At 71.2% G+C, this 23,461-nt stretch carries 32 protein-coding genes; 11 read left to right on the forward strand and 21 right to left on the reverse strand.

Translation table 11 applies throughout. The annotated features are described in order from the left end of the window. Positions 1 to 35 precede the first annotated feature (35 nt). The 9 genes from ACIQBJ_RS29120 to ACIQBJ_RS29160 all read right to left on the reverse strand — a co-directional run bounded on the left by ACIQBJ_RS29120 (position 36) and on the right by ACIQBJ_RS29160 (position 9,178). Positions 36 to 281 carry a hypothetical protein gene (locus tag ACIQBJ_RS29120; RefSeq protein WP_400716388.1) on the reverse strand — a complete coding sequence of 82 codons (246 nt, stop codon included), beginning with the start codon at positions 279 to 281 and terminating at the stop codon, positions 36 to 38. Next, positions 281 to 1,843 carry a LysM peptidoglycan-binding domain-containing protein gene (locus ACIQBJ_RS29125; protein ID WP_400716390.1) on the reverse strand — a complete coding sequence of 521 codons (1,563 nt, stop codon included), beginning with the start codon at positions 1,841 to 1,843 and terminating at the stop codon, positions 281 to 283. The genes ACIQBJ_RS29120 and ACIQBJ_RS29125 overlap by 1 nt, the downstream gene beginning before the upstream one ends. 217 nt (positions 1,844 to 2,060) lie before the next feature. Beyond that, positions 2,061 to 2,582, reverse strand: coding sequence for a hypothetical protein (locus ACIQBJ_RS29130; RefSeq protein ID WP_400716392.1), 522 nt, complete (start codon positions 2,580 to 2,582; stop codon positions 2,061 to 2,063). Further along, positions 2,579 to 3,754, reverse strand: a complete 1,176-nt coding sequence (locus ACIQBJ_RS29135; protein ID WP_400716394.1) for a hypothetical protein — start codon at positions 3,752 to 3,754, stop codon at positions 2,579 to 2,581. The genes ACIQBJ_RS29130 and ACIQBJ_RS29135 overlap by 4 nt, the downstream gene beginning before the upstream one ends. Continuing rightward, positions 3,754 to 4,899 carry a hypothetical protein gene (locus ACIQBJ_RS29140; RefSeq protein WP_400716396.1) on the reverse strand — a complete coding sequence of 382 codons (1,146 nt, stop codon included), beginning with the start codon at positions 4,897 to 4,899 and terminating at the stop codon, positions 3,754 to 3,756. Before ACIQBJ_RS29140 ends, ACIQBJ_RS29135 begins: the two co-directional genes overlap by 1 nt. Before the next feature lie 14 nt (positions 4,900 to 4,913). Further along, complete coding sequence (locus ACIQBJ_RS29145) at positions 4,914 to 5,849, reverse strand: phage distal tail protein (RefSeq protein WP_400716398.1); 936 nt, start codon at positions 5,847 to 5,849, stop codon at positions 4,914 to 4,916. 277 nt (positions 5,850 to 6,126) lie between these two features. After that, on the reverse strand, positions 6,127 to 8,322 hold the full coding sequence (locus ACIQBJ_RS29150) for a hypothetical protein (protein ID WP_400716400.1): 2,196 nt from the start codon (positions 8,320 to 8,322) through the stop codon (positions 6,127 to 6,129). Positions 8,323 to 8,333: 11 nt separating this feature from the next. Then, positions 8,334 to 8,876, reverse strand: coding sequence for a hypothetical protein (locus tag ACIQBJ_RS29155; RefSeq protein WP_400716402.1), 543 nt, complete (start codon positions 8,874 to 8,876; stop codon positions 8,334 to 8,336). Next, positions 8,837 to 9,178: a hypothetical protein gene (locus ACIQBJ_RS29160; RefSeq protein ID WP_400716404.1), complete on the reverse strand. Its 342-nt coding sequence runs from the start codon at positions 9,176 to 9,178 to the stop codon at positions 8,837 to 8,839. The genes ACIQBJ_RS29155 and ACIQBJ_RS29160 overlap by 40 nt, the downstream gene beginning before the upstream one ends. A gap of 351 nt (positions 9,179 to 9,529) precedes the next feature. Here ACIQBJ_RS29160 and ACIQBJ_RS29165 point away from each other — a divergent pair, with 351 nt between their 5' ends. Continuing rightward, positions 9,530 to 9,745: a hypothetical protein gene (locus tag ACIQBJ_RS29165; RefSeq protein ID WP_400716406.1), complete on the forward strand. Its 216-nt coding sequence runs from the start codon at positions 9,530 to 9,532 to the stop codon at positions 9,743 to 9,745. Here the strand turns inward: ACIQBJ_RS29165 and ACIQBJ_RS29170 are convergent. The 10 genes from ACIQBJ_RS29170 to ACIQBJ_RS29215 form a co-directional block, all read right to left on the reverse strand. Beyond that, positions 9,730 to 10,332, reverse strand: coding sequence for a hypothetical protein (locus ACIQBJ_RS29170; RefSeq protein ID WP_400716407.1), 603 nt, complete (start codon positions 10,330 to 10,332; stop codon positions 9,730 to 9,732). The genes ACIQBJ_RS29165 and ACIQBJ_RS29170 overlap by 16 nt on opposite strands. A 21-nt stretch (positions 10,333 to 10,353) precedes the next feature. Further along, positions 10,354 to 10,782, reverse strand: coding sequence for a hypothetical protein (locus ACIQBJ_RS29175; protein ID WP_400716409.1), 429 nt, complete (start codon positions 10,780 to 10,782; stop codon positions 10,354 to 10,356). Continuing rightward, positions 10,779 to 11,066, reverse strand: coding sequence for a DUF5403 family protein (locus ACIQBJ_RS29180; protein WP_400716411.1), 288 nt, complete (start codon positions 11,064 to 11,066; stop codon positions 10,779 to 10,781). The genes ACIQBJ_RS29175 and ACIQBJ_RS29180 overlap by 4 nt, the downstream gene beginning before the upstream one ends. After that, positions 11,047 to 11,430 carry a hypothetical protein gene (locus ACIQBJ_RS29185; RefSeq protein ID WP_400716413.1) on the reverse strand — a complete coding sequence of 128 codons (384 nt, stop codon included), beginning with the start codon at positions 11,428 to 11,430 and terminating at the stop codon, positions 11,047 to 11,049. Before ACIQBJ_RS29185 ends, ACIQBJ_RS29180 begins: the two co-directional genes overlap by 20 nt. Continuing rightward, positions 11,427 to 11,864, reverse strand: a complete 438-nt coding sequence (locus ACIQBJ_RS29190) for a hypothetical protein (protein WP_400716415.1) — start codon at positions 11,862 to 11,864, stop codon at positions 11,427 to 11,429. The genes ACIQBJ_RS29185 and ACIQBJ_RS29190 overlap by 4 nt, the downstream gene beginning before the upstream one ends. Continuing rightward, a complete protein-coding gene (locus tag ACIQBJ_RS29195; protein ID WP_400716417.1) occupies positions 11,861 to 12,829 on the reverse strand; it encodes a P22 phage major capsid protein family protein in 969 nt (322 codons plus the stop codon). The genes ACIQBJ_RS29190 and ACIQBJ_RS29195 overlap by 4 nt, the downstream gene beginning before the upstream one ends. A gap of 125 nt (positions 12,830 to 12,954) precedes the next feature. Then, positions 12,955 to 13,458: a hypothetical protein gene (locus tag ACIQBJ_RS29200; protein ID WP_400716419.1), complete on the reverse strand. Its 504-nt coding sequence runs from the start codon at positions 13,456 to 13,458 to the stop codon at positions 12,955 to 12,957. 7 nt (positions 13,459 to 13,465) lie between these two features. Then, complete coding sequence (locus tag ACIQBJ_RS29205; RefSeq protein ID WP_400716421.1) at positions 13,466 to 14,323, reverse strand: hypothetical protein; 858 nt, start codon at positions 14,321 to 14,323, stop codon at positions 13,466 to 13,468. Then, a complete protein-coding gene (locus tag ACIQBJ_RS29210) occupies positions 14,283 to 15,746 on the reverse strand; it encodes a phage portal protein (protein ID WP_400716423.1) in 1,464 nt (487 codons plus the stop codon). Before ACIQBJ_RS29210 ends, ACIQBJ_RS29205 begins: the two co-directional genes overlap by 41 nt. Then, positions 15,746 to 17,425, reverse strand: a complete 1,680-nt coding sequence (locus ACIQBJ_RS29215; protein ID WP_400716425.1) for a terminase — start codon at positions 17,423 to 17,425, stop codon at positions 15,746 to 15,748. Before ACIQBJ_RS29215 ends, ACIQBJ_RS29210 begins: the two co-directional genes overlap by 1 nt. Before the next feature lie 144 nt (positions 17,426 to 17,569). Here ACIQBJ_RS29215 and ACIQBJ_RS29220 point away from each other — a divergent pair, with 144 nt between their 5' ends. Beyond that, the gene (locus tag ACIQBJ_RS29220) at positions 17,570 to 17,791 is read left to right on the forward strand and encodes a hypothetical protein (protein WP_400716427.1); all 222 of its coding nucleotides are present in this window, start codon (positions 17,570 to 17,572) and stop codon (positions 17,789 to 17,791) included. Positions 17,792 to 18,041: 250 nt separating this feature from the next. On the opposite strand, the gene ACIQBJ_RS29225 is transcribed toward ACIQBJ_RS29220, so the two are convergent. Both ACIQBJ_RS29225 and ACIQBJ_RS29230 read right to left on the reverse strand, forming a co-directional pair. Then, positions 18,042 to 18,389, reverse strand: coding sequence for a hypothetical protein (locus tag ACIQBJ_RS29225; protein ID WP_400716429.1), 348 nt, complete (start codon positions 18,387 to 18,389; stop codon positions 18,042 to 18,044). Beyond that, positions 18,386 to 18,688: an HNH endonuclease gene (locus tag ACIQBJ_RS29230; RefSeq protein WP_400716431.1), complete on the reverse strand. Its 303-nt coding sequence runs from the start codon at positions 18,686 to 18,688 to the stop codon at positions 18,386 to 18,388. The genes ACIQBJ_RS29225 and ACIQBJ_RS29230 overlap by 4 nt, the downstream gene beginning before the upstream one ends. Before the next feature lie 599 nt (positions 18,689 to 19,287). Between ACIQBJ_RS29230 and ACIQBJ_RS29235 the strand changes: the two genes are divergently transcribed. The 9 genes from ACIQBJ_RS29235 (at position 19,288) to ACIQBJ_RS29275 (ending at position 23,413) form a co-directional block, all read left to right on the forward strand. Beyond that, a complete protein-coding gene (locus ACIQBJ_RS29235; RefSeq protein ID WP_400716433.1) occupies positions 19,288 to 19,569 on the forward strand; it encodes a hypothetical protein in 282 nt (93 codons plus the stop codon). Between the two features lie 275 nt (positions 19,570 to 19,844). Beyond that, the gene (locus ACIQBJ_RS29240) at positions 19,845 to 20,669 is read left to right on the forward strand and encodes a hypothetical protein (RefSeq protein WP_400716435.1); all 825 of its coding nucleotides are present in this window, start codon (positions 19,845 to 19,847) and stop codon (positions 20,667 to 20,669) included. Between the two features lie 59 nt (positions 20,670 to 20,728). Further along, positions 20,729 to 20,914 carry a hypothetical protein gene (locus ACIQBJ_RS29245; RefSeq protein ID WP_400716437.1) on the forward strand — a complete coding sequence of 62 codons (186 nt, stop codon included), beginning with the start codon at positions 20,729 to 20,731 and terminating at the stop codon, positions 20,912 to 20,914. A gap of 45 nt (positions 20,915 to 20,959) precedes the next feature. After that, positions 20,960 to 21,265 carry an antirestriction protein ArdA gene (locus tag ACIQBJ_RS29250; RefSeq protein WP_400716439.1) on the forward strand — a complete coding sequence of 102 codons (306 nt, stop codon included), beginning with the start codon at positions 20,960 to 20,962 and terminating at the stop codon, positions 21,263 to 21,265. A gap of 97 nt (positions 21,266 to 21,362) precedes the next feature. Then, positions 21,363 to 21,695, forward strand: a complete 333-nt coding sequence (locus ACIQBJ_RS29255) for a hypothetical protein (protein ID WP_400716441.1) — start codon at positions 21,363 to 21,365, stop codon at positions 21,693 to 21,695. A gap of 96 nt (positions 21,696 to 21,791) precedes the next feature. Next, complete coding sequence (locus ACIQBJ_RS29260; protein WP_400716443.1) at positions 21,792 to 22,073, forward strand: hypothetical protein; 282 nt, start codon at positions 21,792 to 21,794, stop codon at positions 22,071 to 22,073. Positions 22,074 to 22,117: 44 nt separating this feature from the next. Then, positions 22,118 to 22,318 carry a hypothetical protein gene (locus ACIQBJ_RS29265; RefSeq protein WP_400716445.1) on the forward strand — a complete coding sequence of 67 codons (201 nt, stop codon included), beginning with the start codon at positions 22,118 to 22,120 and terminating at the stop codon, positions 22,316 to 22,318. Positions 22,319 to 22,363: 45 nt separating this feature from the next. Further along, the gene (locus ACIQBJ_RS29270; protein ID WP_400716447.1) at positions 22,364 to 22,861 is read left to right on the forward strand and encodes a hypothetical protein; all 498 of its coding nucleotides are present in this window, start codon (positions 22,364 to 22,366) and stop codon (positions 22,859 to 22,861) included. Positions 22,862 to 22,951: 90 nt separating this feature from the next. Next, a complete protein-coding gene (locus ACIQBJ_RS29275; protein ID WP_400716449.1) occupies positions 22,952 to 23,413 on the forward strand; it encodes a hypothetical protein in 462 nt (153 codons plus the stop codon). Positions 23,414 to 23,461 lie beyond the last annotated feature (48 nt).

Consider the following 23,461-nt stretch of genomic DNA (forward strand, 5'->3'; position numbering starts at 1 on the left):
GTCAGTGATCCAGTTCTTCAGGTTGTCGATGGTGTTCAGCCCTTCAGGCGTACGACGACGTCAGTGATCAGCGCGGTGCCGCCCGCGAGGCCGGAGGCCACGACGCCGTAGCGCCAGACCTCAAGCGCGCGGACGCGGTCTTCGTGGTCGCGGAGGGTCTTGTCCACGGCGTCGCTGCTCTGGGCCAGCGAGCGGACGTCCTCCCGGACGCCCACCAACTGGTCGTAGATCTCCCTCGGGCCGATCACCACGCCGCCCAGGTGCTCGTTCTCGTCGGGCATCAGTAGCCGCCTTCGTTCCAGGCGATCGACTCGAACGAACCGTAGGTCGCGTTCGCGTAGCGGACCCCGGCGATGATCGAGTCCACCGGGTCGAGGATGTCGCGGTGACCGGGCAGCGAGTAGGCGTCGAAGGTCGGGCGGATGGTCTGGAGCAGCCCGTAAGTCCCGCCGTACAGCGCCTCGTTGCTGTCCCAGTGGTTCTCGGCGCGGGGGTTGCCGCTGGACTCGACCATGGCGCGGTGCTCGATCGCCTCGGCGCTGGGGACCAGGTCGCCGTTCACGCGCAGGATGTCCCGCGCCTCCTCGATCCAGCCGGGAAGGTCGTTCGAGTAACCGGTGCTCGGGGCGGTCGGCTCGTCGGTGGCCGGCAGCGGGGCGGCCGGTTCCTCCACCGGAGCGGACGCCTCGGCGGTCGGGGCGGTCGGCTCGCTGGGCGCCACCGGCTCCGGGACGGGCACCCCGACGGCGCACGGCGCGGGGGCCGGGGCCGGAGCGGTGGCAGCGTCGGGGATCACGAGCTGCTGGCCGGGGAAGATCAGATCCGGGTTCGCGGCAGTGGCCGGGTTCGCGGCGATCAGGGATTCCAGGGTGACGCGGTGGGCGCCCGCGATGGTCCAGAGGTTGTCACCGGGGACGACGGTGTAGAGCCGCTGCTCGACGGCCGGCACCTCCGGCTCCGCAACGGGGGCGTGCTCGGCCGGAGTGCTCTCCACCGGGTCGGGAGCGGTCGGCACCTCGGGGGTGGCCGGGGTGGCGGCCTGGGCCTGGTTGGGGACGCTGATCTGCTGGCCCTCGGTGATCCGGTCGGCGTCGCGGATCTGCGGGTTCAGCGAGAGCAGTCCGGCCACGGTGGTACCGAGCGCCAGCGCGATGCCGCCCAGGGTCATGCCCTGGCGGACGGTGAAGCGCCGGGTGGCCGGCGGCTGCGGCGCGGGGGTGGTGCCGAACTCGGCGAGCAGGCGGGCGAGCTGCTTCGGGCCGGGGATGCCGTCGGCGTCGGCGGCGTCGCCGAGCTTGAGCTGCCAGGCGCGGAAGCTCTCGGTGTCCGCGCTGCCCCAGACCGGGCCGGGGCCCTCCTTGTAGCGGGAGCAGCCCGCGCGGACGAGGGCGCGGCCCATCACGGTGACGTGGTCGCCGACCGCGCCGGGGCCGTAGGGCTTGCCGTTGATGGTGACGGCCTGGCCGGTCGGCGGAGTAGAGGTGCCGGTGCCGCCGTTGGTGGAGTAGGCGGGGCGGCCGACGCCCAGGACGCTGGAGCGGGGGCGGACCTTGCGTGCGACGCATCCGCCGGAGCCCTGGCCCGCGCCCGAGGTCCGGGCGGTGTTGCCTTCCACGGTCTTCACGCTCTGGCCGGGGGCGGAGTCCTCCAGGACGATGCCGACGTGGTCAGCAGTCGGACCGCCGTCCCAGCTGAAGAAGATGATGTCGCCGCGCTTGAACGCAGCGGAACTGCCGTGCCACCGGCCCTTGTTGCGGAAGAACTGGACGTGCGAGGGACAGTAGGCGAACCGGCCGACGGCCGCGGCTTCGCCGCCCTTGTCGGCGCACCAGGAGACGAACATGTCGCAGAAGGGCTCGTGGTTGAAGCCTGGGGCGTACCACTTCCCGAACGGGGTGTCGTAGTACTTCCCCGAGGGGCTGAGGCCGCCCCGGTAGTTCTGGTCGGCCCACTTCAGGGCTTCGGTGATGACTGCTTCGCGGGAGATGGAGCAGGGTCCTTTCGGGCGTGCGGCGGGGGCACCTACTCACGTGAGTAGGTGCCCCCGCGAGGTCGAGGGGTCAGGCGTAGCCGGGCGGGATCGGCACGGCGGTCCAGGTGCCGGCCTCGGTGGCGGTGGGTGCCTGGTTGATCGGGAGGGCCATGGCCACGCCGGGGTCGACGGTGCCGCCTCCGGCAATGTCGGTCCTGGCCTGGAGCAGGAGGCGCTGCCACTCGCCGGGCTGGCCGCCGCCCATCGGCAGGACCCAGTCGAGGCGGACCCAGCCGTTGTTGAGCGAGCCGCCGGTGTACTTCCATTCGGTGGTGACGGCGCGGGCCTTGTCGACGTCGAACAGGCGCAGCCAGACGGTGGCGCCCGTCTTGGAGGAGACGCGGCAGTCCAGGCGGATGACGGGGTGGGCGATGCCGGCCGTCGGGATGGTGGCGGCGGCGCGCCAGGTGGTGACGACGTCGAGGCCGGGCCGGTAGGGGGTCATGGGCAGCACCGCGCCCAGGGCGGACGCGGTGCGCTCCATCGTGGACAGCCGGGTGCCGATGGTCTGGAACTCGTCGGCGAGGGTGGGGCGGCCGTAGACGGTCATGCGGTCAGCTCCAACTGGCCCTGGACCCAGTCGTCCACGCGCTCGAAGATCGTGACGGGGACGAGGGCGAGGGTGGTCTCCTCGCCGGTTCTGGTGACCTTGGTGTCGATCTCCTGGACGACGTAGTCGGCGGAGATGCCGGGCCAGTTCGCGGTGCGGGCGCGGACGCGGACCTTGTGGCCGACGCGCAGCTCGGCGACGGAGTACTCGCCGCCCGGGTGGAGGGTGACCTCCGGGACGACGATCGGGAACGCGCCGACGGCGGTCATGCGCTCGGCCTGCGCGGTCAGGGTCTCGACCCGCACCACGCTGTTGTTGGTCTCGACGGCGGCCAGGCGCGGGATGCGGCGGCCGTCCTCGGTCTCCAACTGGCCGTTGTACCACCAGCTTTTGAGCTGGCTCCAGCCTTCGCCAGCGCCGTTGACGCCGGTCTCGGTGCACATCTTGTCGCCGTCGGACGTGACGGTGGTGACGGTGCAGTTGGTGCCGTGCTCCAGCACGATGCCGGTGTCCTGGCCACCCGCCGGGTACAGCCAGCGCATCCGGTTGCGGATCACGCGGGCGTCCACGTCCCAGTCGTGGTCGATCCGGAAGTCGAAGCCCTTGATGACCGCGCCGAGCTGTTCGACGGCCTCACCCACCGACTTCCACTCGAACCAGGGGTAGGTGCGCTCGCGCTTCACGCTGTCCAGGTCGGGGTCGAAGGTCAGCGCGCCAGGGCCGTTGCTGCCCCAGTAGCCGGGCTGGCCGGGGGCGACCGGCGAGGGGTTGTCGGCGAACTGCTGGATCAGCTCGCGGGCGATCGTGGTCTGCTCGCGCGGGGTCGTGCCGGTGGAATAGCCGAGGTTGATGATGTTGCGGCGGTAGTACTCCCACAGGCCCACGCAGTCGAGGGTCATCTCCTCGGCGGCCAGGTCGACCGACCAGGCCAGCAGCGGGCCGCCCCACAGGACGCGGCTGCCGCGCTGGACGTGGGCGATGATCCGCCACGGGGAGACGAGCGACCAGTCGAGTCCGGCGAGGGGTTCGGCAGCCAGCGGCACGGTGAAGCTCGCGGAGCCGGGGGCGTTGAGGATCGAGCGGTAGGTGATCGCGGAGACGGGCAGCTCGGCCAGCAGTCGGCCGCCCTTGAACTCGGAGAGGATCACGCGGTACTCGGGTATCTCGGGCATCAGGCAGCGACCACCACGGCATCGGCCTGCGACGTCCACGCCACGTTCAACTTGCAGTTGTACCCGGTGGGGTTGTCGGACCCGATGGTCGAGGCGGCCGACAGCGGAGTCCCGGCCGGCACCCGGATGGTGGCGCTGCCGCGCACGTCCCGGGTGTCCCCGGCGCGGACGTACTGGAGGCGACCGGCGCGGCGGCGCTCGCCGTGGCCGATGACGAGCGGGGTGTACCAACCTTCGCCGAAGTCGCCCCGGTAGGTCACCTCGAAGGAGATGGTGATCAGCCGCGGGTACGGGGCGGCCGGTGCCGTGAACTGCTGCCACGCCTCACTTCCCCACGCCCCCTCCGGGGCCTGGTAGGCGATGTCGAGGCGCACCGCCCCCGGCACCAGCGGCGCGGTGGTGTTGGCTCCGGTGACCTTGTGCAGGGCAGTGCTGACCGAGTCGTAGACCAGGCTGCCGGCCGGAGCCCCGGCGGCGGTCTGGGCCACGCCCTGGGCCCCGGCGGTGCGCAGGTGGCGCAGCGGGGTGGTGTCGAGTTGCCCGGCGACGACGAAGCGGACGTCCTCGATGCCGGTGATGCCGGTCTGGGCGATGGACACCTTGGCCAGGCGCACGCAGTTGGACGGCACCGGCCAGTCCTTCGCCCCGGGGGTCGACTCGGCCAGGACTGCGATCGACCAGCCCTTCGCGCCTTCCCTGGTGACCTCCGCGCCGGTCGCGGCGGTCGCGTACGGGGTGCCGTCGGAGGCGTAGGCGACGGACTGCATGTACTGGTCCGCGGTGGTGCGGATGTCCATCAGCAGGGGCCCGGACGGGGCGCTGTCGGGGTCGGCGAAGGCCACGACCAGGTCGACCCGGGCGGCCTCGCCGGGCTTCGGGGTGGAGCACTGGAGCTGAATGCCGGCGTCCAGGTTGGCGAAGTGCACGGCCCCCTTGTGGCTGACGGCGACGTCGTCCGGGAGCCAGATCGACCCGGCCGCCACGGACACGCGGGGGGTGGGGTTGTCGACCTTCTCGACCAGCAGGGCGGTGGGTCCGGCGACGCCGACGTGGGCGCCCCGGGTTCCGCCGATCATGGTTCGAAGGTCGAGCGCGTCGTAGCGGCCCTGCTGGACGAACAGCGGGGCGCGGAGTTCAATTGCCAAAGCGGGTGGGGTCCTTACATCCAGGCGGAGCGCCAGAGCACGTCCGCCGTGACCCCTTCGGGGCCTTCCAGTACGTCGAGTTGCAGGGTGTTCGCCCCGGGCGGGAGGGCGAACCAGGTGGAGGTCGGGTCGACCTGCCCGAAGCGGGAGCTGCCGTTGAGGGTGATCCGGCGGCGGGCCATGTCGATCACCAGGGCGTCACCGCGGCCGACCCGAAGTCCCCGGGTGGCGAACCGCTTGCGGTTGCCGTTGTGGACGAGGGTCAGCGACGGGTCGCGGATCTCGCCGGTGGCTGGGGTGAGCCGGATGACCGGCCAGCTGTCGACCGACCCGGCGTTGGTGATGTCGGGTGCGCTCCGGGTGCCGGGGCCGTTGCCGAGGTCGAGGGGGAAGACCAGCGGGAAGAGGGGATGCCCCTCGCGGGGGACGGCCACCGCCACGGTCGCCCGCGCCTCGTCGGCGGAGTACAGGCGGGGATCGGTGGCCACCAGCTCGACCGTCACCCGGCGTCGGCCGGCGTGGAAGTCGCGGTCGACGGTGGCAGCGCGCTTGCGCACCCGGGCCGTGAGCCGCCCGTGGCCTCCGGCGATGCCGGGGAATGCGAACTCGAACGGCCGCTCCGCGCCGCCGGGCGCGAACGCGGCCAGCAGAGCTGGGAGTTCGTGGTCGTCCAGGGCGAGCATGGTGAGGGTGACGGTGCGGGCGCCCATGTAGTCGGTGCCCGGGGTGAGGCCGTCGCGCTGAAGCAACTCGGCATCCGAGGTGCGTACTTCGGGCGCGTCCAGGAGGCCGCCCACCTCCTCCAGGACGACGGTGGAGCCCTCGCCGAGCAGCATCCCGCCCCACGTCGCCGTCCACGGCGCGGCCGTGTACGGGTTGTGGGCGCTGGGCTGCGGGCCGATGTCCGGCTCTGCCGGCGGCGGGAGTTCCGGCAGCGTCCGGACCGTCACCGGCTCCGACCAGAGGTCCAGGTCGGAGCCGGTGACGCGGTAGCGGACCCGGTACTCGGTGTCCGGTTCCAGCGGCGGGTCGTCCGCCAGCGGGCCCCGGTCGCCGACGAGCGCGGAGCCCGGCCAGTCGGGGTCTTCGCCGTCGTAGTGGGTGGCGCCCGTGGCGGTGTTGGTGGTTTCGACGTCCGTCCACGCGCCCGGCCTCTTCTCGAAGAAGATCCGGGCGGTGTGGGCGGTGACGTCGCTGACGAAGGGTGGGGAGAGAGCCCCGATCTTGCTACCTCCCCGAGGTCTTCAGCTCCCACGCGATGGCCTTGCCGATCTCGTGGGGATTCGCGTTGGTGGTGGCGTTGACGGTGATCTGCGGTGCGGAGCGGGCCCGGTCGGGCGCGGGAGCTTCCTGGGGGCGCAGGCTCGCGGCGGCGCGGCGGCCGTAGCCGTAGCTGTCCAGTCCGCGCAGCTCGGAAGTGACCGGGCGGAGTGCCTGCTCCAGCGGGCTCGCGTACGCGGCGGCGGGCATGGCGGCGAGCATCATCGGCGTGGCCGCCAGCGAGCGCGGCGCGGCGGCGGGGGCCGCGGCGCTGGCCTTGAACGGGTTGAGTGACCCGACGATGCCGGAGACGACGTTGCCGACGCTGATCGACTTCATGCCGTCGAGCAGTCCTTGGATCGCCGACTTGCCCTTGTCGTACAGCAGGTGGCCCAAATCGCCTATGGCACCCAGGATTTGGCCGGGGAGTGCTGAGACGAACTTGACCGTCTCGCTGATCCCCGTGGACACCCCGGAGGTGATGGTCGACCAGGCCGAGGCAACGGTTCGCACGCAGGCGTCCCAGGCGTCGGAGGTCCACTGGCGCACGTTCCGCCAGGCCGTGGCGACGGCCGAGCCCGTGGAGCTGGCCGCCGACGACGTGGTGGAGGCCACCGACGACCAGGCCGATGCCGTCCACGACGTCACGTCGGCCCAGGTGGACGCCGTCCAAGAGGAAACGTTTCTCCACGCTCCGGAGACGGCCGAGGCCGCCGAGCTGGCGGACTCGGAGGTCCACGACTTCACGGAGGACCAGGTATCGGACGTCCACGACTTCACGGACGACCAGGCCGACGCCGTGGCGGAGGTCACCCCGTCCCAGGCTGCCTGGATGCCGTGCCAGGCGGCCACAGCTCCGCTCGCCAGCAGGTCCCAGGCGCCCATCGTGACCGCGAAGGCGATCACGAGGGCGCGCAGGCCGATGTCAACTACCCTCATCATCAGGGCAGTTGCCTGCGCGTTGTCCCGGAAGACGCCGAAAAAATCGCGGAGGGTGTCCGCGAACCACGAGATCGACGCGGCGATCTCGGGAGCGAAGGCGACCGCCAGGGAGGCGACTCCCTGAAGGAAGGCGTCGAGCAGGCCGACCAGCGGGCCCAGGATGACCTGGAGCTGGGCTCCCCCGTTGGACAGGGTGAGGAAGAAGTCCCCGAGCGCGGCCCCGAGCGCGACCAGCGCGACGGGCAGTTGCTCGGTGAACGCCCGCATCCCGGGCGTGGACATCGCTGCCGTGAGCTTCGGCAGCAGGACATCGGCGAAGTCGGTGATCGACCCCACCATGGGGCGTACGAACTGCGCCCCGGCGTCGAAGAACGCCTTGACTTCGGTCTGGGCCTGGCGGTACCAGCCGACGACGTCGCGTAGTGCTCCGCCAAGTTCCGTGCGGATGGCGGCAGTTGCAGGCTTCAGCGCCTCGCTGGCGGCCTGCATCGCCTCCTCGGCCTTCTTGCCGAGGGTGCGCATGTCGCCGGCCGCCGCGATGGCCGCGAGGCCGATCGGCAGGACCGGCAGCGCCGCCAGCGCGATGACGGCGATCAGCCCGGAGGCGACGACCGTCACCCAGGAGGCGATGGCGGTTACCGCTACCAGCAGCGGCAGAGCCGCAGCGGCCGACTGGGCGAGGCCGGCCGCGATGCCCAGGGTGCCCTGGGCGGCCGAGCTGATGCCCGACCCGATGCCCTCCAGCGCGGACGCCGTCTGGCTGATCGAGAGGGTGAACAGCCGCCCGAAGTTGCGGGCGAACTCGGCGGCCCCCGAACCGATCTCTCGAAGGCCGCCCTTGACCCGGTCGACGCCGCCCCGGGCAAGGTGGACGTTGACACCCAGCCGCCAGCGGCGGCCGGTGAACGCGCGCACCCGGGCCTCGGCCGGGTCGGTGTCGGCGTCGACACCGACCCGGGTTCGTCGCTCCCGGGTCAGGGCGGCGATCCGGGCCGCGGCCTCCGCCGTGTCGGCGAAGACGTTGACCCGGGTGGTGCGGTCCTGAGTCAGCTCCCGCAGTCGGGCGCTGACGCCCGTGGTGTCGAGGTTGAGCTTGACGGAGAGCTTGGTGTACTTCTCCAGCATCTCCAGGTACTGCTTGAGGCGCTGGCGGAAGTCCGAGGTGTCGGGCAGCACCCGAACGTGCACGCGCCCGGCTTCCTTGCCGCCGGGACCGGCCACAGGCTCACCTCCTACGTGAGTCGGACCGGCGCGGGCCGCTCAGGCGCGGCGGAGCGCGCGAGCACGGCCGCCGGAAGGCGGAACGTTTCTGCATGGGGGGAAAGAGGCTCGGCGACGGCCGGGCCGCCACCCTCGCCGACCTCGCGCTGGAGCGCGGCGGAGAAGGGGTTGCTGGCGCCGGTCGGCCGGCGGGCCTTCTTGGCGTACGGGCGCGGGTACGGCTTCGGCCGCTCGACCGTCCGCGGGTTCTTCGCCGCCTTGGCGACCTGAACGTGGGTGAGCGCCTGGACGGCATCCACCAGGTCCGCCAGGACGTACGTCCCGGCGTCCCAGCCCAGGGCCTCGCGGCCCCCGCGCATCGCGGCGACCGTGGCGGAGTCGTCGGGGAGCGTCCCGATCAGGGCGAGGACGTAGCGGGCGGAGTGCCGGCCCCGGAACCAGTCCAGGACATCGACGCCGTAGAAGCGCCGCAGGTCGGCGGTGATCTCCGCGCCGTGGCTGTCCAGCAGCCTGATCAGGCCGCGGCTTCCCCCGGTGCGGCGTGCTCCATCCACCCCTCAAGAACCTTCATCTGCTCCGGCAGCGGCAGCGCGTCCACGGTCTCCCGCATGGCCTTCTTGTGCGACGCGACCGCGACCAGCAGACCGGAGATCGCGCCGATCCGGCGCTCGTTGGACACCTTCTTCGACTGCACGAGGTCCAGCAGCGCGAGCGCGGCGCTCAGGTCCGCGCCGGGCAGCGTCTCGATGGTGCGCAGCTTGATCTTCTTGCCGTTCTTGGCGACGAAGGGCAGGCCGGTGCCGTGCTCGGTCCGGCGCGCCTCGGCGTCCAGGTCCGCGTAGTTCAGGGTGGTCAAGAGGGTCTTTCTCCAGGTGGTTTGACAGAGCTGACGGTAGATCAGGAAACTACGGGTGCGGGAGATGGCTACTCCCGCAAGTCGGACCCCTATCGCCGTTGGGTGCTCGGCAAGCACCCGCCCTCACGAGGGGTACTAACCCGGTAGCCGGTGTTATCGGGAAGTGCCCCGTGAGGAAGCACTCGATCCGAACCATCAGAGGTTTCTTGCTTGGCCCTTGAAGGCCAAGCGGTTGTACCCGAGAGACCTGCACCGGCAGATCTCGACTGATGACTTATCCATTGGGGTAGGTCGGGTCGAGCCTGCCAAAGAACAGGTCAGCTCCCGATCTGCTTTTAGAGCAAGGGAGTTGTGGTGCAGGTTCCTGGTTGGCTGGCGCCTGTTGTCCTCGGTGCCGCCGGGTTGGTGACCGTTCTCCGCGTGGTGCTAAGGCGGTGGATTCCGTCGCTGAGCGAAGACACGATCATCTCGATTCGTGCGATCCGCAAGGTTCAGGCGGAGCTGCGGAAAGGCCAGCCGCCAGCCCGGCCAACGCTGCCGGCCGAGGAAGATCAGGCGGCGGACTGAAGTCCGGCGTCGAGGTCGAAGACGGGCGTCACGGTGCCGAGCGGGGTCGACTGGTTGAGGGCCACGACGGTGGCCTTCACCGGCATCTCGCCGAGCGCGGCCGGGTCCATGGTCACGGAGTCCGCGCCGATGATGCTGGTCTTCGGGTAGTGCCAGACCACGGCCTTGGTGCCGTCCACGGCGGCGACCAGCAGCGCGCGGTTCTGCGCGGCCGGGCTGGTCGGGATGGAGAACAGGCCCTTCGAGTCGAGCCCCTTGTCGGTGCCGTAGTAGAGCTTGTACGACTCCGCGGTGAAGTCGGACAGGTTGATCGACACCGCGTAGGTCTTGCCGGGGTCGGTGGTCTTGAGGCTCTTGTTCTGCCAACTCCCCAGCACTTCGGGCTCGTCGCCGTCGACCGACATCTCGATGCCGTTGTCCAGCGAGGTGTTCCCGATGGACTTCCACGTCAGGCCCTCGGGGCCCCACTTGGTGTTGTCCTTCGGGTCGAAGCCCGGCTTGCTCAGGTCCGGCAGGGCGGTGCCCGGCGGGGCGACGTAGATGTATCCGGTGCCCGGTACCAGGACCGGGGCGTCGTCAGCAGCCATCGCTGACTCCTTTCCGGCCCGCTAGCGGGGCCTCGTGGTGATCATGTAGTTGGCCGAGAACCGGTAGAACTCCGGTTGCGCCTCGGTCATCGGGTCGGTGGTGGCGAACGGGCCGGTTGCCTCGCGGAAGCGGGAGAGGTAGCCCTCGGCGTTGCCGAACTGCTCGAAGCAGAGGCGGACCAGGCCGGCGCGGGCGCGGCGGGCCAGTAGGGAGGCGTCGGCGCGGCTGGTGGCGTAGGTCTGGACGACGAACATGCCCTCGTCCACGTACCGCTTGTCGCGCATCACGCCGCCGACCCGGCGGGCGATCACCAGGCCGCCGGTCTTGCGCAGCGCGGGCTGCCAGTCGGTGGGCAGGTAGACCGCGCAGCGGTGCTCGGGTAGCACGGTGCGCAGGGCTTCCAGGACGAGGCGTTCGGAGTCGGGCATCAGGTACGGCTCGCGGGTCACCACAGGGCGGCCTCCATCGCGTGGATGCCGTCCACGTGTCGGTGCGCCCGCTCGTTGAAGCCGCCCCAGTTCTTGTGTGCGGCGAGCGGGTCCTCGTTGACGATGGCGTAGCCCTTGGCGTGCCGCTTCACCTTGATTCCGGCGATGAACTCGCCGGTGTCGATGTGCAGCGCGGCCTTCGCCACGACCCGGGCGGCGCGTTCCTCGGCCTGAAGCTTGAGGGCGCCCATCACGCCGGGGAGCCCGGCTATGACGGCGTCGAGGTCAGGACGGATCTCCGCCACTCTGGCCGCCTCCCTCCACGATCACGGTGACGAACCGCAGGCGGTCGGAAGCGCCGTGGTGGGCGCGCGGGGCGTCGACCACGGTCCAGCGGGTGCCGGGGTCGCCCTCGTCGGCGAACTCCACGGCGGACCACTTGTCGATCACCGCGTGCGGCGGAAGGACGATCTTGCGGCGGATCGGCGGGGACCAGCCGACCTGTGCGCCGACGGGGGCGCGCCAGCCTGCGGCGTCGCCGACGGGGGCGACCCAGGCCGAGTAGGTGGCGGAGGGCCCGGCGGTCGGCCGGCGGTCGCCGTAGCCGTCATCGACGTACCGGACGGTGTGCACGGTCACGGGGGTGCGGCCACGCTCCAGCAGGCTCACGCGGCACCCCGCCAGTCCTCGGGGGACGGGAACGGGTAGCCCGTACGCATGCCGCGCGAGACGACCTCGCGGCGGGCCTGGACGGAGCGAAGCCCGCCCCGGCCGGCCACCCGCTCGATCAGCGCGACCTCGCCCCGGGTCAGGGCGAGGCCCACCGGAGAGCCGTCCGCCATGCGGTAGGACACCTCTCCGGCCTGCTCCTGCACGTAGGACTCCGGGTTGCGGAAACGGCGGTCGGCGACGGCCAGGGCCAGGGTGCGGATCACGGGCGGGTGCCGCTCGGGCGACCACGCGGGGTGGCCGGTGGCGGCGATCACCCAGAACGCATCCTCCAGGGCAGCCGACGCCCGCGCCCAGTCCGGGGTATCCGGTGCGGGGGCGGGGCGGCCGAGCCGGGCGAACAGCGCGTCGACCGTCAGCCCGGCTGCCGTCACGCGGCCGGGGCGAGCTTCGGCTCGCCGGTGAAGGCGACCTTGATGCCGCGCACCTTGACGATGTTGGCAGGCTTCGACCAGTCGGTCTCGCCCTTCTTCAGGTCGGTGACCAGGGTGGCGCCCCAGTACGAGGAGAGGAACGAACGCTCCATCGCCGCACCGGAGTTGTAGTCCTTGATCCAGCGCAGCGAGAAGCCCTCGGCGCTGGTCCGGCCGCCCTTGGCGGACTCCGGGACGTTCGGCGCGCCGGAGACGAGCTGGATCGCGGAGCGGTGGAAGGCGTAGACGCCCATCGGGTTGAGGGTGTCGGAGGTGGACTCCACCAGGCGGAAGCCGTGGACCCGGCCGAGGGTGCTCTCCTTCAGGGCTGCGCCGCCGTCGGCGTGCTCGGCGGCGTTGAGGATGGAGGAGGCGTTCAGCAGGTAGAACGCGGCCTCGCTGCCGAGCACGGCGGTGCGGCCCTCGGCGGGCACGTTCTCCTTGTTGAGCTGGACGCGCAGGCGGGCGAGCGCCTTGCGGATCATCTGGCCGGCCGCCTCGTCGGTGGTGGCCTTGGTGAGGTCGACCGGGATCTTCGCGGCGGCGGCGACGTCCGGGAACTGCTCCATCGCCGTGGCGACCTTGCGCTCCAGGCGCTCGGTGATGGTGTCGATCTGCGGCACCATCACCTGCTCGCCGAAGCTGAGGAGGTCGAGCGACAGCTCGGCGTCGGAGAGGTCCACCGCGGAGTAGGCGTGGGTGTCGAGGCGGACTTCGAGCAGGCCCTCGTTCAGGTTCTCCGACTGAATCCAGGTGGAGGTGTCGTTGAACTTGCGCTTGGCGTCGATGGCCTCCTCCGCGCCCTTCAGGCGGGCGGGGCGGCGGATGCTGATGACCTGGCCGGTGGCGTTGACGAACTGCTCGGCCGGGCGGCGGTCGAACATGCCGGCCAAGACCACGGAGTCCTTCAGGTTGGCCAGGGCCACCTGGACCAGCTTGTCCGGGTTCTGGAAGGCGTTGGCACGTGCGGGGTTGAGAGAGATGGCGCTGTTCCTCGGGGAGACGGAAAGCCGCCCCGGGGGTAGGGCGGCTCAGGCGGGGGCGGGTGGAATCAGATGCCGTAGCGGCGCTGGCGCAGCTTCTCGGCGAGGCCCTTGTACGGGTCGGGCTCGGCGTGCGGGGTCAGCCCGCCAGCACCCAGCAGCGGCTTCGGCGCGGCGACGGCGGCCAGCTGCTCGGCGTGCGCGCGGACGGCCGCCTCGTCGGCGCCCTGGACCAGGGCGGCGAGGACCGGCGGAAGGGCGTACTCGGCGGCGATCCGGTCGCGGAGCGCCTGCTCCTGGAGCTGGGCGACCTGGGCGCGCAGCTCGTCCGCTTCGACACCGGCCTCGGTGGAGCGCTCGCGCGTGGCGTCCAGGTCGGCCTGCATCTTCTCGTACAGCGCCTTGTAGTCCGGTTCGACCGGAGCGGGCGCGGCCGGGGTCTGCTCGGTGCTCTCCGCGGCGGGGGCCTCGGGCTGCTCGGGCTCGGACGCGGGCGGGGTGGCCGGGTTCACCACGCCGCCGGGGATCGCCTCGGCCGGGGTCGGGGTCTCGGGCGTGGGGGTCTCGGGCACGGCTCTCCTAGGTCGTCGTTGTCTTGCGGTAGTAGGTGCGCCAGTCGGCCAGCGACCCGCCCCCGAACTCGCGCCACATCCGGGCGTACCGGTCGTTCTCGGCGGGGAGCTGGTAGCGGCGGGAGAAGATCGGGACGGCCTGGCAGTGGCAGTGCGGGTGAGCGCCGAACGCGGCCGTCGACCGGGACTTGTAGACCGCGCCCCGGGAGGCCATCAGCGCGCAGAAGTAGCAGGGGCTCGCGTCGGTCTTGCGGTAGTAGCCGAGCGCCCCGGGGTCGTCCTGCAGCGCGTTGTGGATCATGTTCCGGCCGCCGTCCTGGACGAGCATCCCGCCCGCCCCGCTGCTGCCGGTGCGCAGCGCGTCCAGGAACTCCCGCTCCCAGGCCAGCAGCTCGGCGTCGCCGAGGGCGGCGGAGCCCTGCCGGCCGCGCTCGCGCTCGTGGCGCTCGACGCGGTCGGCGACCTCCTGACGGAACGCCTCCTCGGCCCTGCGGGCCTCGCGCGCCAGGTCGGCGGCGGGGAAGGGGTTGCGGGTGTCGACGGGCAGAGGCTCGCGCGGTCCGGAGCCGGTCCGCTTGCCCGTCAAGCTGTTGAAGTCCGCCCACAGCGAGCCGAGCGAGGAGGCCGGTCGGTAGCCGGGGCCGCCGATCACGCGGCCGGTCTCCAGCGCCCGCACCAGCCGGTAGAAGGCGATCGACAGGACGCGGGAGGCCGCTGCGGCTTCGCTGATCGCCGCCGCGTACTCGGTCTCCAGCTCGGTCAGCGCGCCCGCGAGCTCGCGGGCTTCGACGGCGGCCAGTACCTCGGCCCAGCGGGCGGCGAACTCACCGGCCAGCCGCTCCTGCGCGAGCTGGTACGCGGCCACCGCCCGCAGAATCTCGGCGGTTCGGGGAGTCCACGCCACCGGCCGTCGCCTCCTTCTGCTGCTTCAGGGCCTCGGCTTCGGCGGCCTCCGCCTTGCGGGCGGCTTCCTCGGCGGCCTTCACCGCCTCGTCAATGTCGGCCTGCGAGAAGCCGGGGATCTTGCGCAGCGCGACGCTGAGCGGCACTCCGGCCTGCATGAGCTTGACCATCGCGTCAGCGGCCTGGGCGAGGGAGCGGGTTGCCTTCTCGGCCCATTCGACCTGGCTCTCGTCCTGCTCGATCTCGCCCCGGCCGGCCGCGACCGCGCACAGCCGGAACACCGACTCCCAGGACTCGCCCAGCGAGTCCTGGAGGGTGGACAGGAACCGCTTGAACGAGGTCTCGGCTGCCGCGAGGGCGTCCGCGTTCAAGTTCACGAGGTTCGACCCGGCGAGGTAGTGCGGGGGGACGTCCGCGAGGCCCATGATCTCTTCGACGGTCTGACGGCGGGAGGCCAGCAGATCGCCGGTCGGCATCGCCGGGAGCTGCCCGAACTTGGCGTCCGAGTTGGGTGCCATCAGCAGGGTGGAGGGGTCCAGCGAGGGGACGTCGTAGACGGGTTCGCCGGTCTCCGGGTCGCGGACCGGGTCGCCCGTCTCGGGGTCGAGGCGTTCGGCCGGCGCGAGGCCGGTGGCGAAGCGGATCGCGTGCGCGCCCCAGTGCTCGTTGAGCAGCAGCGAAAGCGTCTGCTGGTTGAGGCGATCCTGCGAGACGATCAGCGGCTCCACCAGGCCCCGGGTGCGGCCCCGCAGGTCGACGGCCGGGGAGAACCGGACCACCGGGCAGACGTTCATGCCGTGCGGCTCGGTGGTGAGCACCGCGGCTTCCGGCTCGGCCTCCAGGTCGACGGTGTACTTCGCCACGTCGTCCCACAGGAAGGCCAGCGTGCGGTGCTCGTCCGGCTGCTGCTCGGGCACGTGCAGCGCGTACACGGGGAACTCGTCCCACGCCGGGTCGACGTAGACGGCCACCGTGCTGATCGCGTCGTAGGCGCGGATCAGCGGCTCCTTGCGGCCCTTGCGCGGGTCGGGGGTGACGACCACGTACGCGGCCCCGGAGGTGAGCGCGGCGCGATGGACGGCGTTCTGCCGCTCGTCCAGCCGGTTCTTCTGCCAGTACCGCCACTCGTAGGCGTTCTCACCGCTGCCCGGCTTGCGGAAGCCCTGCACGCGCAACGCGTTCAACGGGGCCTCCACCGCCAGGGCGGAGACGTTCACGATCGAGCGCTTCACCAGGTCCTTGAACTCGGCGTTCGCCTTGGCCGGCATCCACGGCGCGCGGTGCAGGCCGCGGGCGTACCGGTCGACCAGGTCCAGGCGCTCCTGGTCGCGGTCGACCAGGCCCTTCGCGTGCCGGGCACGCTGGAGGACGGCGGGGAGGGACATCAGAACCCTCCTCGGGTCTGTAGCGTTCCGGGCCGCTTCTGCGGCTTGAGCTTGCCGCTCTCGGTGAGGCGGCGGTGGGCGATCCAGGCCAGCACCATCGCGGCGTACAGGTCGACCTTGAGCCGCGACTCGCGCGACTCCTTGCCGAAGCTGATGCCGTACTGGTTGGGGCGCTTGCGGGCGTTGAGGGTGTGGCGGGTCAGCGAGTAGTCGCGCACGTGCGGCAGCGCCGCCGTCTCGATCGCGCCCACCATCGCCATGTGCTCGGTGGTGATCTCACGCTGGTTGCCGCGCATGTCGAAGCCGACCGAGGAACGGCCGGACGCCTTGATCAGCAGGTGCTTGCCGTACTTCTCCGACCAGTCGGCGACGTACGACTCCCAGCCCGCGATGTCGGCGAAGAAGCCGACGACGGTGTACTTGCGGAAGGTGTGGGCCACCATGTCGTTAACCTCGGTGCCGTCGACTTCCCAGGTCTTGCCAGCCGGGCCGTCGGGCTTCTCCCACAGCGCGAGCTTCTGGACCAGCTTGTCCCGAACTCGCATGCCGACAAGGGCTGTTGAGTCGTCCGTCTTGCCACCGTCGAAGGCGAGCACGATGCGCTCGCCCGCCTTGAGGCCGTCGGCGGGCTCGACCGTGGCCAGGTCCCAGGTGTCGCGGTCGACCAGGGCGTCATCGTGGCTGGAGAGCTGGTTGAGGTACTTCCGGCGGCTCTCGTCCTCGGTGGTGGACGCCGACCAGATGTCCTTCATCACGCGGTCCGGGTTGATCCAGACCGAGTCGCCCCGCGCGCACAGGATCGCAGCGCGGAGCTGCTGCTCGTCGGCGAGATCGACCCCGGGCGGGGCCTCCACCGAGTCGTAGTAGATACCGGCGTCGCGGTTGATCCCGTCGCGCTGCTTCTCGAAGGCGTACCAGGTGCCTTCGGCGACCGACTCTTCACCGATCACCGGGGCGTTCGTGATCTCCATCGTCCGCCCGCCCACCTTCGTGGCGTTCGGGCGGATCGTGGCCGCCAGGCGGGGGCCGTGGTTGCCCTCCACCCAGTGCCAGGTCTCGTTGAGCAGGGCGAAGCTCGGTCGGCCGCCCTCGGCGGCGCGGAAGCTCGATGCCTTCGCCTCCAGGCGGCACTGGCGGCCGTCGGTGTCGGTCTGCGAGGCGTAGCAGACCTCTTGGCCCAGCTTGATCGCGTACCGGTCGATGGCGGCCTGGCTGAAGATCGTGGACAGCGCCGACATGGTGTTGACGTTCTGGCCGGCCGCGGTGGCGAAGATCTGCACCCACGCCTCTTGCGGCGGGCCGCCGATCGGCGAGCCGTCGGCGCGGAAGCCGACCAGGCGGCACGGACCGACGAACTCCATCGCCGCGACGCTGGCCATCTTCGGGTCCTTGCCCCACCCCTTCAGGCGGCGCAGCGTGCCGGACTCGTAGCGGAACGACCGGCCCCAGGTCTCAGGGTCGTTCGGGTCCTCCGGCACGGCGTCGTCGCGCAGCTCGTACCAGCGCGCCAGGATGCGGCACTGCTCGGGGGTGTACTTCCAGTCCGGCCGGAAGGCGTGCGCTGACCAGCGCAGCAGCTCGCCCGCGAGGGTGCGGTGCGGGTGCGGGACGTCGTCCGGGATCGTGCGCACCGGCTCGTAGGTGATGGTCAGGACGGCCACCTCCTGATAGCGCTCCACCAATCGGCGCGTGGGCATCTGCTGCCCACGCGCTTCGAGAACACCTAAGCTGACGCCATGTCACCGACGTCAGAGTCAAGTTGGACGAGAATGATTCGCGCCGCGGTAAAGCGAATCAGGATGCGGCGGCACGAACATGCGGAGGTGAACCTTCCCGCAACGGCGATGCCTCCTGCTGAAGTGCTCGCTAGTCTGACCGCTGCGGCAGGGGCCGCCAGCGTGATCGCCAAGGCGAAGATTGAGTCCCGGACCGAGATCCGCAAGGCAGAAATCGAAGCTGAGACTCGTCGGCTTGAAATCACCGAAGAGACCAAGCGTGAGCAACTACGCATTCAGGGTGAATCTCCCCCTCCGGACGAAAGCTGATCTCTTCTATCCGGCGCCACGTGCCTCTCGGCGTGCGCGAGCCTCAAGTAGCCGAGCAGCGTCAGCGGAGACGTGCTCACCGGCCGCGAAGGGCGTGGTCATGTCGTGAGCCCACAGTTCGCGGGCAACGGCGTGCGGGACCTCGCGGTCGAGGCACGCCTCGTAGTAGACGATCGTCCGCGCGATGCGCAGCGACTCGTCCGAGGGGCCGGAGGCCCGGGTCTTACGGCGTGCCACGGCGGCCCCTTTCTCAGACTCGGTTGCCCCAGCGGGCGCCCACGGCGTCGCGGGCGTTGTGGCCGCGCTTCGGGCCCTCGCCCTCACCGCGGATCTTGGCGAGGTGACCGGCCGCGCTGGCCCGGTTGGTCTGGGCCTGCGCGATGCCGGGGTGCAGGACGAACATGCCGGCGCGGTTGCCACCGGGGATCATCTGGCCCTCGCGCTTGACCACGGCGTCGAGCTGGGCAGCGCGGGCGAGCATCGGCGCGGCGATATCGATCAGCGCGAGGTCCGTCGGCTCCAAGTCCAACTCGGTCTCGTACAGGGCGATCAGCACGGCGCGGATCTTGCCCGCGTCCTTCTCGGTCGGGTCGATCAACGAACCTCCCCGGGGTGGCGACGGAGGTTTCGGGCGGGCTGCCAGCGGTCCGCGGTGGCCCGCTTGCGGGCTCGGCCGGCGTCGGCGGAGTCCTTGCGCAGGACGTGCCAGTCGCACAGGGCGCGGAGGTTGGCGGGGTCGTCGGAGCCGCTTTCGGAGGCGGGGACGATGTGGTCGCAGTGGCGCGCGGGCTCGCCGCACAGTTCGCCGGTGTCGTAGCGGATGTGCTGGCAGCGCCAGGCGTCGCGGTTCATCACCGCCCGGCGGAGGCGGGTCCAGTGCGGGGGCAGGGGCGCCACGCGGCGCGAACTCGCGTGCAGGCGGGCCTCCTTGAAGCGCAGGGCCCCGCCAGGTGCTCGACCTCGGCCGGGGAGAGAGTGCCGGCGGGGAGCGGTGTCCTGGCGGGGCTGCGGGAGGAGGCCGGCCGGGGTGCCGCAGCAGCGGTTTGCGCGCACGCGCGCGGAGCGGCCTCCACATGTATTAAGCGGGGGCGGTTAACACCGCCGACGCCCGCGACCTCACTCTCCGCAATCAGTGCGTGGCACTGAGTTCATTACTGCTGGTCACGCTGCGTATATCACCGAGAAGAAGGGGTCGGCCGGCGTTCGTATCGGATCTCGGCTGCTATGACGCCCCGGGCAATGAAGGAACGCGCGCGGGAGTACCCCCCCGGGTCGCGCCCGGTCAAGCCCTCGCCGCCGCTGTGATCGATGCCTCAACTAGCCTGCTGAGCTTGCCTTTTGCTGCGCGTTCGCCTACTCGCGCACCCTTCGATCAAGTGCAGAGCGAGAGCCGCATTGATGTGACGACCATCACTCATCCACCGTTGGACATTCACTGATGCACTGGTGCAGTGTTGGCCCTGCAAGCGAACGACCGACCGGAACGAGTGACCACGATGCGTAAGTACCTCACCCCCGCCGCCCTGGGTGCGGCCATGCTGCTGGCCGGGTCTCCCTGGCAGACGCACAACTGGGGCGGAGGGGCCGCCGCCGCCCTTCTGGCCGCCCTTCTCGCCCACTGGGTGGGCAAGGTGCCCGGATTGGTCCGGCGAGCCGTACAGGGCCCGTCCGTGGCCGCGCCGGAACCGGCCGCCGCCACCCCCGCGCCGGTCGGTCCGTACGACCGCGACCGCGCCGAGGCCGCGCGCCGTCCGCGCCGAGGCCGCCGCTCCCGTTGACCGCCCCGACTCGACCCCCGGAGAACCCGCGATGAACCCCCGCCGAGTGCTGGCCGCCCTTGCCCTGTTGGCCGCAACAGCCTTTGACGGGTGGGCAGTTGGGCACTCCACTGCCGAATCGGCCGCGTCCGTCTCCGGGCAGGTCGCAGCCTTCAACGACGGGTGGTCCGACGCGATGCGCGACGCCTGCGACCAGGGCAGCGCGTATGCCTGCAACTGGCTTGACACGAAGGCCCGTTGACCTTACCGACCCGCACCATCGCTAGGAACTGATCATGAGCGCGACCCTGACTGACGAACTCCTCTCCGCCACCGGTCAGCACTGCCACCGGTACGACTTCGTGACCCGCATGGAGTCGGAAGCGGACGCCCACGGATGGGCCCGGATAGGCATGGTGCTGGACGGCACGGGGGCCCTACTGGAGGACGGGGAAGGCTGGTACCAGCACGAGGCGGAAGCGCTCCGCGCACAGTCCAACTGGGCTGCCGCGTGCCGGATCATGGGTGACGCCGCCGGGGTCTGCGGGACGCTGTGGGACGCAACCGGCGACGGGATCATGTACGACGCCGACTCGTTCCTGGCCAGCGACGCCGCACGCCGGATCGCGGACGCGCTGGCCGGATACCCCCTGCTGGACGACGAAGACCACAGCGAGCGCGAACACGCCGCCATGGTCGAAGAGATCGAAGGGTCGCCCGTCGGTCTGCCGGACGGGGTCGACGGCGAGGACGTGCTCCGCGAACTCGACTTCCCGTCCCCGGGCGAGATCACCATGACCATGATCGAAGACGCCTTGTCCGGCATGGGCTACGCGCAGTGCTCCGACTGCGACGAGTGGCTGACCCCGATGGACGCCCGACCCGGTGAACCCCTGTGCCGTGACTGCGCGTTGGCCGAGTCCTGCCCGCCCGTGCACTGGACGTCCGCGACCCTGGCGGGCGGGTCCGGCTGGACCACCGGCGAACCGCTCACGGCCGTGCTCCGGCCCTACCTGGACGGCTACGCCACCCGCCAGGGAGCCGCGTACCGCGACGACGTCCGCGCCATCGTCCGGGGCAGCGCCGAGGGCTACAGCGCCGTCTACGGCCGGGCCGCGTAGGCAACAGGCCCCACCCCCTCAACTTATCAACTCCCGTACCAAAGAACGGAATTGCCATCATGACCCGCGCCGACATGATCCGCCTGTCCGGCTACTGGCCTCGTCTCGCCCGACTCGGGATGGACCACCCGGACGACGTATCCGCGATGTTCGACGCGTTCCGCGACATGCGCCACGACCCGGAGTTCGCCCGGGGCCTGGACATCCTGCTGGATGAGCTGTTCGAGGACCCCGACGCCGCCTGACACCCACCCCCGCCCGCACCGCCGCACCGACCCGAGAGAGCCACCGTGAGCCGCACCGCCGAATACCTGACCGAACTTGCCGAAGACGCCGGAGTCGTCGCCGAGTTGGAAGCCCTCACCGCCTACGCCGCGCACGTCGGCAGCGCCGAGTACGCCGTCGACACCTTCGAAGACGCCTACTGCGGCGAGTGGGACGACCTGGAGGACTTCGCACATGACCAGCTCATGGAGATGGACGCCGAGTACCGCGCCGCGATGGAGAGTTGCCGGGGGTGGCGGCCCGCGCTGGACATGATCGCTTGGCACTGCGACTACATCCACACCGGCGGCCACGTCTTCCGCTCCGTCTGAGCTGTGCGCCCCTGGTGGCGGCCCGACTCCCGCCCGTCGGGCCCCCGCCAAGGGTGCACAGGCACCAGACCCCACCCCGACCCCGAGGAACAGCGCCATGGCCGAGCACACCCCCAACCCGACCCCGAACGAGACGGCCGAGCAGTTCGCCGAGATCGTCGCCGAGTTCCCCAACCCTGAAGTCACCGCCACCACCGACGAGTTCGGATGCGAGTTCTGCGGCGGGAAGCTGGAGGCCGCTGCACCGCTCTGGTTCAACGTCTCCCGCCGCGAGGACGGCAGCCCCTACCTGGATGTGTACGGCGTCGGCGTCGAAGCGTCGACCGTCAGCTGTGCCGACTGCGGGCAGGCCGCTGGCGAGTACCTGGACCGCCTGATCACCGACGCCATGTGCCCGTTCGACAGCGCGCTGACCGGCATCACGGTCTGAGCCGACACGGTGGCGGCCGGACCCCCGTCCGGCCCCCGCCGTGCCCACTCAGGCACCAGGCCCCGCCCCCGCCCGTACCGAAGGAACAGCGCAACCATGCCCACCATCACCGACCCGCACCGCCTCCCCGAAGGCGTCGAACTGGACGTCTACACCTGCCGCTTCTGCGGCTACTTCATGGAAGCCGACGCACGCCTGTGGCTGTGCATCCGCCGACAGCCCGACGGCACCCCGCTGGTGTACGTCGACGGGTTCGCCACCGGAACCGCCGCCGTCCGCTGCGGCCGGTGCGGCTACGCGGCGGACGACGAGATCGGCAGGGCCGTGGCCGCCCTGGTCGCCCGGGGCACCACCCAGGTTGCGGGGATCGTGCTGTGACCTCCGAGCCCCAGACCCTCCGCTGCCCGTGCGGCGGAACCCTCGTGATCACCGCCCCCGTGTTCCTGCGGGTCGCCCACCCACACGGCGACCTGCCCCCGGCCCTCTCGGTCCTCGGCCTGGACATCGAGTACGCCGAGACCGCGTGCAGCACCTGTGAAGCCCCCGCCCCCGAGCAGTTCGGCCAGCAGCTCGGAGACCTGATCTGCGCGGCGGAGAACCGGCTCCACGGCTCCGACTGCTGACACCAGACCCCACCCTCCCCGCACCACCAAAGGAACAGCGCCACCGTGAACACCACCATTGCCCGGCTCGAAGCCCTCGTTGCCCGCGTCCACCGCCACGAACGGGAATGGGAAGCCTCGTTCGAGACCATCCCCACCTACGACGCCAACCCCGCCGCCGAGCAGCCCGCTGACGACAAGTACATGGGCGACGTGGACGAGATGGGCACCGCCCGCGCCCACGACAGCCGGGACCTGCTGCTCACCCTGACCACCGAACTCGAAGCGCTCGTAGCCGCGTTGGAGTACACCCCGGGAGACCGTCCGCTGATCAGCGCCAAGGACTTCGCGCTCCTGTCCCACTGGGTCTTCGGCGACCGGATCGGGGCCAACATCGCCGACCCGGACGGCACCGCCACCGCCCGACTCGCCGAGGCCGGATACCTCACCCCCGGAACCGTCCCCGGCGCGTGGAGGCTCAGCAAGGCCGGGCACACCGCCCGCGCCGACTACACCAGGGCCCACCCCGTCGGCCGCGTCGTCGGCCGCATCCCGCTCGGCTGACCTGCCCGCTCGGGGTGGCCCCCAGGCCCCACCCCGAGTGGCTGGCCCCAGGCCCCACCCGCCCCGCACCACCGAAGGAACAGCGCCACCGTGAGCACCGACTACTCCTCCCTCGTCCTCCAGCTCGGCGACTACGCCGCTCTTAACGGCGCATTGGCCTACGCCACCGAGCCCGACAGCCCGAGCACCCCGCCGTACGTCCTCGCCTCGCGGCTCGCCCGCCACAGCCTCCACCACGGCGCAACCGTCACCCCCGAGCCCTGCGGAGCCCTCGCCATCGAGTGGCCCCGCCCCGCCCGCACCGTCCGCGTGGTGTGGCGCCCGGTGATCCGCGCCAAGTGGGTCGACCTGTCGGAGCCCCTGCCCGAGTGGACGCCGGACAGCCGCGCGTACGGCAAGGGAGCCGAGGACGCGAGCAAGCTGCGGGCCTACCGGCTCAGCCGCGCGGGCTTCCGCGCCTGGGCCGAAGCCGCCGGACTGAGCGGCGACGACGGCGAGTGGTTCGCCTACGACACCGGCTACGACGACTGGGTCATCTCCTCCGACCGCTGACACCAGCCCCCGCCCCGGCCGGCATCAGGCCCCACCCCCGCCCGCACC

Origin of the sequence: Kitasatospora sp. NPDC088391 (genome assembly GCF_044753345.1) — a bacterium.
GTDB lineage: Bacteria > Actinomycetota > Actinomycetes > Streptomycetales > Streptomycetaceae > Kitasatospora.